The organism is Dethiosulfatibacter sp., from assembly GCF_983023055.1.
Genome location: NZ_CEZJXU010000040.1, coordinates 1 through 9,457, shown reverse-complemented (window position 1 = coordinate 9,457; position 9,457 = coordinate 1). Strand labels below are relative to the sequence as shown.

The 9,457-nt window shown below is 36.8% G+C and carries 8 protein-coding genes; 7 read left to right on the top strand and 1 reads right to left on the bottom strand.

The window, feature by feature from the left end; genetic code table 11:
- Positions 1–68: 68 nt before the first annotated feature.
- Positions 69–1,349: a diaminopimelate decarboxylase gene (lysA, locus tag AC3AX0_RS02865; RefSeq protein WP_487548798.1), complete on the bottom strand. Its 1,281-nt coding sequence runs from the start codon at positions 1,347–1,349 to the stop codon at positions 69–71.
- A gap of 153 nt (positions 1,350–1,502) precedes the next feature.
- Here lysA and AC3AX0_RS02860 point away from each other — a divergent pair, with 153 nt between their 5' ends.
- The 7 genes from AC3AX0_RS02860 to AC3AX0_RS02830 all read left to right on the top strand — a co-directional run bounded on the left by AC3AX0_RS02860 (position 1,503) and on the right by AC3AX0_RS02830 (position 9,221).
- Complete coding sequence (locus AC3AX0_RS02860; protein WP_487548797.1) at positions 1,503–3,374, top strand: sigma 54-interacting transcriptional regulator; 1,872 nt, start codon at positions 1,503–1,505, stop codon at positions 3,372–3,374.
- A 160-nt stretch (positions 3,375–3,534) separates the two neighbouring features.
- Entirely contained in the window at positions 3,535–4,545 is a 1,011-nt protein-coding gene (locus AC3AX0_RS02855) for a D-cysteine desulfhydrase family protein (protein ID WP_487548796.1), read from the top strand.
- 147 nt (positions 4,546–4,692) lie between these two features.
- Positions 4,693–6,120 carry a Na+/H+ antiporter NhaC gene (nhaC, locus tag AC3AX0_RS02850; RefSeq protein ID WP_487548795.1) on the top strand — a complete coding sequence of 476 codons (1,428 nt, stop codon included), beginning with the start codon at positions 4,693–4,695 and terminating at the stop codon, positions 6,118–6,120.
- 50 nt (positions 6,121–6,170) lie between these two features.
- Positions 6,171–6,665 (top strand): GNAT family N-acetyltransferase, encoded by a 495-nt coding sequence (locus AC3AX0_RS02845; RefSeq protein WP_487548794.1) that lies wholly within the window; start codon positions 6,171–6,173, stop codon positions 6,663–6,665.
- 124 nt (positions 6,666–6,789) lie between these two features.
- Entirely contained in the window at positions 6,790–7,638 is an 849-nt protein-coding gene (gene dapF / locus AC3AX0_RS02840) for a diaminopimelate epimerase (RefSeq protein ID WP_487548793.1), read from the top strand.
- 62 nt (positions 7,639–7,700) lie between these two features.
- Entirely contained in the window at positions 7,701–8,495 is a 795-nt protein-coding gene (locus AC3AX0_RS02835; protein ID WP_487548792.1) for a M55 family metallopeptidase, read from the top strand.
- Between the two features lie 15 nt (positions 8,496–8,510).
- Entirely contained in the window at positions 8,511–9,221 is a 711-nt protein-coding gene (locus AC3AX0_RS02830; RefSeq protein WP_487548791.1) for a uracil-DNA glycosylase, read from the top strand.
- Positions 9,222–9,457: the final 236 nt, after the last annotated feature.

Below are 9,457 nucleotides of genomic sequence, written 5' to 3'. Positions count from 1 at the left end.
ATTCCTTTGACTATCACTCTAAACATGTCATCACCTCTTAAATGTTTTAGTCTGTTGCTGTGCCCTTATTATAACATTTCATTCATGATCATGTCATCATAAGTTTGTCTTTTTACGATAAGTTTTGACTCTCCATCCTTCACCATTACGACTGCTGGAATAGGGTTTTTGTTGTAGTTGTTAGCCATTGAATAACCGTAGGCACCAGTTGAAAATACTGCAAGGATATCTCCCATTTCGGGCTGAGGACATTTGAAATCCTTGATTATTATGTCTGTGGATTCGCAGCATTTACCGCTAATATATACAGTTGTATTTTTTTCCTCTTCAGCCTTGTTGGCTATGATACCATCATATTCTGCACCGTAAAGACCTGGTCTTACATTGTCGGTCATTCCACCGTCTACTGCTGCATAAGTTCTAATACCAGGTATTTCTTTTATGTTTCCTATTGTATAAAGCTGTATTCCGGCTTCACCTACGATGAATCGTCCAGGTTCCATTGATACAGCAGGCATTTTAAGATTGTTTTCCATACAGAATGAAATCAACTTTTCCATTACAGGATCAACAAAATCCGAAATTGGAATAGGCTTGTCCGCATCTGTATATTTTATTCCGAATCCTCCACCCATGTTGAAGTCTTTTACATCGTAGCCAAATTTTTCCTTGGTATCCTTTAATAGCTTGAGAATAACCACAAGAGCACCAACATGTGAATTGTTGTCGTGAAGCTGTGATCCAACATGGAAGTGGAATCCAAGAAAATCAAAAGATTCAGAGTCTATTGCGTATTTTATGGCAGGATAGACAATATCATTATCTAGAGGTATTCCGAATTTGGAGTCTTTCTTTCCTGTAGTTATGAACTCGTGGGTGTCACTGGATACATTTGGTGTTATTCTGAAAAGTATTTTTGTTGTTGTGTTCTTTTCAACACAAAGTTTTTCAAGGAAATAAAGCTCTGATACATTATCTACAACTATTCTTCCTATTTTATTGTCAAGTGCAAGCTCAAGCTCGGCTCTTGTTTTGTTGTTTCCATTGAATTCAATATGCTCCATTGGAAAACCTGCCTTGATAGCAGTGTATAGCTCTCCTCCGCTTACAACATCAAGCCAAAATCCTTCTTTTTCTAGAAGTTTGCACATGTAAAGAGTACAGAAAGCCTTGCAGGCATAGGCAGCATGGGTGTTTGGATATTTTTCGGTGAAAGCATCCTTGATTTCATTCAGGTTTTCTATAATCTTATTTTCTGAATAAACATATAAAGGGGAATTGTATTTTTTCACTAATTCTAAAGTTGAACAATTGTCTATGAATAACTCATTGTTTTTGATTTCGAACATATTTAATCTCCTTTTGGTTTCAAACATAATTAATCTCCTTTTAATTTTAACATATTTATATGCGAAAACCGTGCCAAAAAACAAATTATTTGAAAAAAAATTTAAAGATGATATAATTTAGGAACAAATAAGAAAAACTCATAGGGAGAGATGATGTTAAACAGGGTAAGTAAAACTATTTATAATGCATTGTCTGAAGGCATTGTTCTCATAGACAGTGAAGAAAGGATTCGGCTCATAAACGATGCAGCAAGGGAAATATTTGGATTCATGGATACAGGTACAATAAACCATACTGAAGGAAAGCTTGAAGAGGGTGATATAATTTGTATAGCTACAAATAGTCTGGGTGCCGATGACGGGTATCTTGATGCCGAATCACTAAAAAAGCTTGGATATTCTGGTAAAATAGAATATGGACACTCCTTTGTAATGGCAGGAAGATACATGTCAGAAAATATAGAACCCTACTGCATTAACGAGCATGTATATTCGGATATCCAGGATTATTCCATAGATTTTGAGAACACTTTCTTCAATGTGGTTATAAACAATATTGAAAAATATGTAGAGATAGGCTATGGTGAGGATTCTTACAGAATTGACTATTTTTATGCCATTTCAAACATGGTTGCAGTGGATGGAAAAACAGGAAACCTTAAGTTTGTACAGTCCCTAGGATACACTTCCAGAAAGGAAAGTCCGAGAGAGCTTTTGGAGGGTAATTCTTTCAGAGGCAAGGGACAGTATTATAGATTAAGAGAACTGACGGATAGGAAAATCAGTGAAGTATTCCAACCTAACAATACAATAGAGGTACTTAAAGGGGTTGCGGTTGGAAATGAAGAAGACTATGTAAAAAAATTTGATAAGTTCAATAATATGCCCACACTTTGCAGCATAAAACCCATAGATGACGGAAGCATCAAGGGAGCCATACTTATTGTAGAAAATCTTTCCAATATTGAAAGAGCAATGAAGGAAAAGGACTATGTAGTGACTCAGCTTTACAAGCTTCAGAAGAGCATTAAATTATCCAATGGGTATGTAGAGAAATTTCCTGCAATAATAGGAAGAAGCGGCAAAATCAGGCAGATCAAGGCAATGGCGGAAAAAGCAGCTGGTTCAAACTCAAATCTTTTAATCCTTGGTGAAAGCGGTACGGGCAAGTCTCTCCTGGCCAGGGAGATTCATGAGAACAGCCCCAGAAAAGATTTTCCATTCATAAGTATAAATTGCTCCTCCATCCCCGAAAATCTTCTTGAAAGTGAATTGTTCGGCTATGAACCGGGAGCTTTTACGGGTGCAAGTAAGAAGGGCAAGAAGGGAATGTTTGAGCTTGCCCATGAAGGTACAATATTCCTTGATGAGATAGGTGACATGAATATTTACCTTCAAGCAAAAATTTTGAAAATCATTCAGGAAAAGAGATTTTTCAGACTGGGTGGGGACAGGGAAATACAGGTGGACTCTAGAGTAATTGCTGCTACGAATATAAATCTTGAAGAAGCTGTCAAGGAAAGAAGATTTAGAAAGGATCTTTATTACAGGCTTAATGTACTTTCAATAAATATGCCTTCATTGAGAGAGATCAAAGATGATATTGAAGAACTGGTGGACAAATTGCTGCCAAAGGTCTGCCACAAAGCAGGAGTAGACCTTAAAAAATTCTCCCACAGTGCCATAGGAAGACTTTCAGCATATTCCTTTCCCGGAAACATCAGGGAGCTTGAAAACATATTGGAGAGGGCTGTAAACCTTACAGTAGAAGATATCATTACTTCTGACAGTCTGATATTTGAAAACGAAAGCGTTGAAACCAGAAATGTGTTCAGAGATATTAAGTACTATGCAAAGGAAGCGGAGAAAAAGGTTTTGATGGAAGCTTTGATTTTCTATGATTATGATTTTGAAAGTGTTATGAAGGACCTAAATATTAAAAAATCTTCTCTATACAATAAAATAAAGGAATATAACATAGCGGTTGTCCAAAAAAATGGAAAATTGTCCAAAAAAATGGAATAGCTTAAAATGCCGTGTTCAACCACTAATTAAACATTATTTTTCCAAAAAAATGGAAAGCGATTAAATAAAGTGCAGTTTTCAGCGCCAAATAGTTGGCATGAGAATTGCACTTATTATATTCATGGAAAAATTAAACATTCAAAATATTCAGGAGGACAATATGAAATTGCCATCAAGAAAACTAATTGCAAATTTACCAACAAGGATTGAAAAGCTTGAAAGGTTTTCTGAAAAATGTGAAGGACATAATATTTACATTAAAAGAGACGATCAGACAGGCATGGAGTATTCAGGAAACAAAGTAAGAAAACTTGAATATACAGTTATGGAAGCATTGGAATCAGGCTGTGACTATCTCATTACATGCGGAGGAATTCAATCGAATCATGCAAGATCTACTGCGGCGGTGGCTGCAAGACTGGGTATGAAATCGTATCTTGTTCTTAGAGACAAGGGTGAAAAGCATCTTGAAGGAAATTGTTTTTTAGATATGGTTATGGGAGCAGACATAAGATTCGTAACTGCAGATGAATACTCAAACAGCAGAATGGAAATAATGGCTGAAATAAAGGAAGAGCTGGACAAAAAGGGCCACAAGGCTTACATAATTCCAGAGGGAGCATCAAATGGCATAGGAACCTTCGGTTATCTAAATGCGATGAATGAAATACTTGAACAGGAAAAGGAGCTTGGAGTTAAATTTGATGCAGTGGTAACTGCGGTGGGATCAGGTGGTACCTATGCTGGAATGTTCTACGGAAACAAGCTGGCAAATAATGACGCTGAAATATTTGGATTCAATGTATGCGACGACGATGAATACTTCAAAAGTGCAGTAGAGAAGATATTGAAGGAATGCTTTGAATATACAAATGAACCTGTAGAATTTACAAAGGATGATATTAATATGATAGACGGGTATGTAGGCGATGGATATGCTATAAGCAGAGCCGAAGAGCTTGACTTTATCCATGAATTTGCAAAAGAGGAAGGTATAGTACTTGATCCTGTTTATTCAGGAAAGGCAATGTACGGTCTTTACAATGAAATTAAGAAGGGAACCTTTAGCAAGTATATAAATATATTATTCATACATACAGGTGGATTATACGGATTGTTCCCCAAGATGGATCAATTTGACTTTAAAATAGGTGAAGAGGCTACAGTTTAATAGAATAGAAAGCGTTTTATGATTAATTGATTAATTTATGTGCTGCAGAGTATATTGGAAATTTAAAACTTCAATAAAAATGCAGCAGGCAGGAATTATTAGGGTAATAAGTGTAAAGCACTAATATATAAAATTTAGGAGGAAATTATGTCAGATTCGATTTTGGAAAGAGGTAACCACATTAAATTTGGTTATGCAGCAATGGTAGTAGGATTGGTATTTTTATTTGTACTTGGTGGCGCAATAGTTTTTGGGGCTGCAATCGAAACAATGTTTGTACTTGCATGGATATTTACAGTACCATTGGTAATGAAAACAGGACACACTTACAAGGAAACTCAGGGATTTGGATGGAAGGTTGTAATGGAGTCTCTTGAAGCCAACTTCATCATCCTCATAGTTGGAACAATGATAGCAGCACTAATAGCAAGTGGAACTGTGCCGCTTATAATTGTACTTGGACTTAAGGTAATATCGCCTAAGGCATTTTTATTGACAACGCTTTTGGTTTGTTCGTTTACATCTTTGGCAACAGGTACATCATGGGGAACAATAGGAACAGCAGGACTTGCAATGGTAGGCATAGGAAATGCCCTTGGAGTTCCGGTTGGAATGACTGCAGGAGCAGTAATTTCAGGAGCTGCATTTGGAGACAAGATGTCGCCATTGTCAGACACAACAAACCTTGCAGCAGCGGTAACAGGAACACCTCTTATGACTCACGTGAAGCACATGACTTTGACAACTTTGCCAGCCTATGTAGTTTGTGCAATCATATTTGGATTTTTGGGATTAAGATTTGATGCAACAGGTTACGATCCATCAATAGTAAACAATACAATCGAATCACTTAGTGGAATATTCAATTTCTCAGTTATCGAGCTTCTTCCTTTGGTAGTGGTAATAATTCTACTTGTTAAAAAATCACCACCAATAATTGCCCTTCTTGCAGGAACCTTCATGGGTATGACAGTTGCATTCTTCAGACAGGGAGAAAGCATCCAGGCGTTACTTGGATACCTTTATGACGGATATTCAGTAGATAGCGGACTTACTTACATAGACAAGCTTCTAAACAGAGGCGGTATCATGAGCATGATAAGTTCATTCCTTATAGTTTTCTCGGCAGCGGCAATCACTGGTATGCTAAGTGAATCTGGAATACTTGGAGCACTTGTTAAGCCTATGGCAAATAACTGTGAAGGGTCAAGATTCAAGACTGTTCTTTATACCCTTATAATTGGATATACTACAAACATGATAGGATCATCAATGCTTCTTGCTGAAATAGTTCCAGGAACAATCATGAAACCTATATTCAAGAAGAACAAACTTGCACCTGAAAATCTTTCAAGACTTCTTGAGGACAGCGGAACCCTTGGCGCGTGGCTCATACCTTGGAATGCAAATGCAATCTTCGGTGCTACAATGCTTGGAGCTTCTGTAGTATCATTTATACCATTCTGTCTTCTATCATGGATTTCACCACTATTTTCATTGTTCTATGCAGCTACAGGCTTAACAATGAAGAAGCTGGATGAATCAGTTGAAGAAGAGGCGGTTCAAGCACATTAGATTTAAGTGTTAAAAAATATTAATTTATAGATTAAATGAGAGGTAAGGAAATGTCGGAATTCAAAATAAGAACAGCAAGCATGAACGACCTGGACAGTGTGGCAAAAATTGAATCTATATGCTTTCCGGCTCCAGAAGCAGCACCTAAAGAAGCAATGAAAGAGAGACTTTCAGCATATATGAAAGGATTCCTTGTAGCAGAAATCAATGGTGAAGTTATCGGATTTGTCAATGGAGGAGCTACAGATGATTCGGAAATCAAAGATGCGTTTTTTGAATCGATGGACTTGCATCATGATGATGGCAAGAACCTGGTAATCTTTGGTCTTGACGTACACCCGGATCATCAACACAAGGGATATGCCAGGAAGCTAATGAATCATTTCATAGAATTTGCAGCAAAAGAAAACAAGGAATCTGTGATATTGACATGCAAGAATCATCTCATAGCATATTATGAAACCTTTGGCTACAAGAATCTTGGCGTTTCGGATTCAGTCCACGGTGGGGCCAAATGGTATGACATGGTTCTAGAGGTTAAGTAAAGATAACAACGTAAAGAGCTAATTGAATAAATAAATTAATAAAGGAGCTTGTATAAAGCTCCTTTATTTGTTTTAATATAAGGAAGAGATGATTAATACAATAATAGTTTAAGAGGAGAATACCATGAATATTAAATATACAAAGATGCAAGGGCTTGGAAATGACTTCATCGTAATGGACAATAGAGAGTACGGATTTAGTATCGAGAAATTGCAGGAAATGGCAAAGAGACTGTGTACAAGACAACTGTCAATAGGAGCAGATGGACTTATGGCAGTTAATAAGGCTGACGGAGATGCAGATTTCAGAATGGTCTTCATCAATGCAGATGGAAGCATAGGTGAAATGTGTGGAAATGGAGCAAGGTGCATGACTAGATTTGCATATATAAATAAAATTGCAGATGAAAAGATGGTCTTTGAAACTACGGCTGGAAATGTTGAAGGAGAAATCAAGGATGGAAGACTTATTGCCGTAGTTCTTAATAATCCTGAAATAATAGAGTTTGACAAGATTGCAACCATTGACGAAGTGGACTATACGATATCATATGTGGAGCTTGGAAATCCGGGAGTACCCCATGGAGTTATAGAATACAAAGGACTTGGTGATATATCAAAAGAGGAGATATTCAACCTTGGAAAGTATCTTAGATTTCATGAGATATTTCCAAAAGGAGCAAATATCAATTTCTATGATGTAGATGGAGAAGCATCTGCAATAGTTAGAACATTTGAAAGAGGTGTGGAAGACTTCACTCTTGCCTGTGGTACAGGATCTGCATCAGTAGCTATAGTCCTTTATCTTCAGAATCTGGTAAAGAGCAATGAAATTAAAATTAAAGTTCCTGGTGGAGAGTTGAACATTGAGATAGAAGCAAATGAAGAAAATGAAATTAAAAAGCTTATGTTGATTGGAGATACAAACATTATATCTGAAGGAATTGTAATGGACGAGGATCTTGTTCTCTAAGAAGTATTTAAACTTCTTGTAAATTAGGTGCATCATGTAACTAAAAATACCGAGGTGTTGTTATGAAGATATTTATAAGTGCTGACATGGAAGGTTGTGCAGGCGTTGTATCCTGGTCTGAAACGGAACTCAACAATACGGAGCATGAAAGGGCCGCAAGGGAGATGACCCTTGAGGTTAAGGCTGTATGTGAAACATTGTTTGAAAACGGAGTAAGTGAAATAACTGTTAAGGATGCTCATGAGTCGGGAAAGAACATCTTTTACGAGGAGCTTCCAAAGGGAGTAAAGATTGTAAGAAGCTGGACGGGAAGCCCATATTCAATGGTCCAGGGGTTAGATGAAACCTATGACGGTGCAATATTCATAGGATATCACTCAGCAGCATCCATGGAAGGAAGTCCACTTTCACATACAATGAATCTAGAACTGGGGAAGATTATCATTAACGACATGGTGTGTTCTGAATATCTTCTTCATGCCTATGCGGCTGCAGACCTTGGCGTTCCTGTAATCATGATAAGCGGAGACCGAATGATATGTGAGTGGGCTGAAAAGTTCAACAATCATATTTCTATAGCCCCTTTAAAGGAAGGTGTGGGAGGAGGAGTAATTAGCCTTTCCCAGGTGGATGCCCTTGAACTTATTAAAATCAAGACTGTAGAAGCCCTTAAAAATATGGACAAATGTAAAATAGAGATACCGGAAAAATTTGATGTATCCATAGAATACAAGAAACACGAGGATGCCTATAGGGTTTCATATTATCCTGGAGTTGAAAAAACATCCTCTAGAGAAGTAAGTTACAGTACTGACAATATCAAGGATATGCTTATAACAAACATGTTCATACTGTAGACAAAGGGAGATACAATGAATATTTATCCGGAAAACCATCATGAAAGTTGGAGTAGATTTCTTGATGAAAAAATTAAAAAAGAAATACTTGAAATCTCAGGTAAAATAGGTCAGGATATAAATCCTGAGCCTGAGAATGTTTTAAGGTTCATGGAAAACGACCTTAATGATGTGAAGGTGGTCATTCTGGGTCAGGACCCCTATCCTGAAAAGGGAAGGGCAACTGGAAGATGCTTCGAAGTTGGAGATCTTAACACTTGGAATGACAAGTTCAGACAAGTTTCCCTCAAGAATATAGTAAGACTGATTCACAAGGATAGTCGAAAAACAGAAAATTATGAAGACATAAGAACGTTTTCTGAAATTCAGAAGGAAATCATAAATGAAGAATTCAATATACTTCCTCCTATGGAGATATTCAAATCCTGGGAAAAGCAGGGAGTGTTGCTTCTCAATACATATTTCACAATAGAGCAGGGAGTTCCTGGAAGTCATATAAAGATATGGGAAAATTTCAGCAATGAGCTTCTTGAATATATATCCACTGAAAACAAAAACATTACATGGTTTCTATGGGGCAAACAGGCGCAGAGTAGAAAGGAATACATCAAGTACGGCTTATTGTGCGAAAGCAGACACCCTATGATGTGTTCATCCAAGTACGATGATGACTTTTTAAAGAGCAGCTGTTTCAGAGATACTTGGGACACAATCAAATGGACATAAAAAAATAAAAAAACAATAAAAAAATTGATTGTTAAAATTCGTTGAAAAACCAACGATTTAAAAAATGCAAAATTCTTAATAAATATACAATTATCGCATACATGAGTGATAATAACACTTTGAGGGAATGGCATTTTCCGATTAATAAATTTGACTGAAAATAATCCTGATGATACAATATGTAGTATAGAAAGGATTATTTTTTTTGTAAAAACACAATATATTGGGAGGGTAAT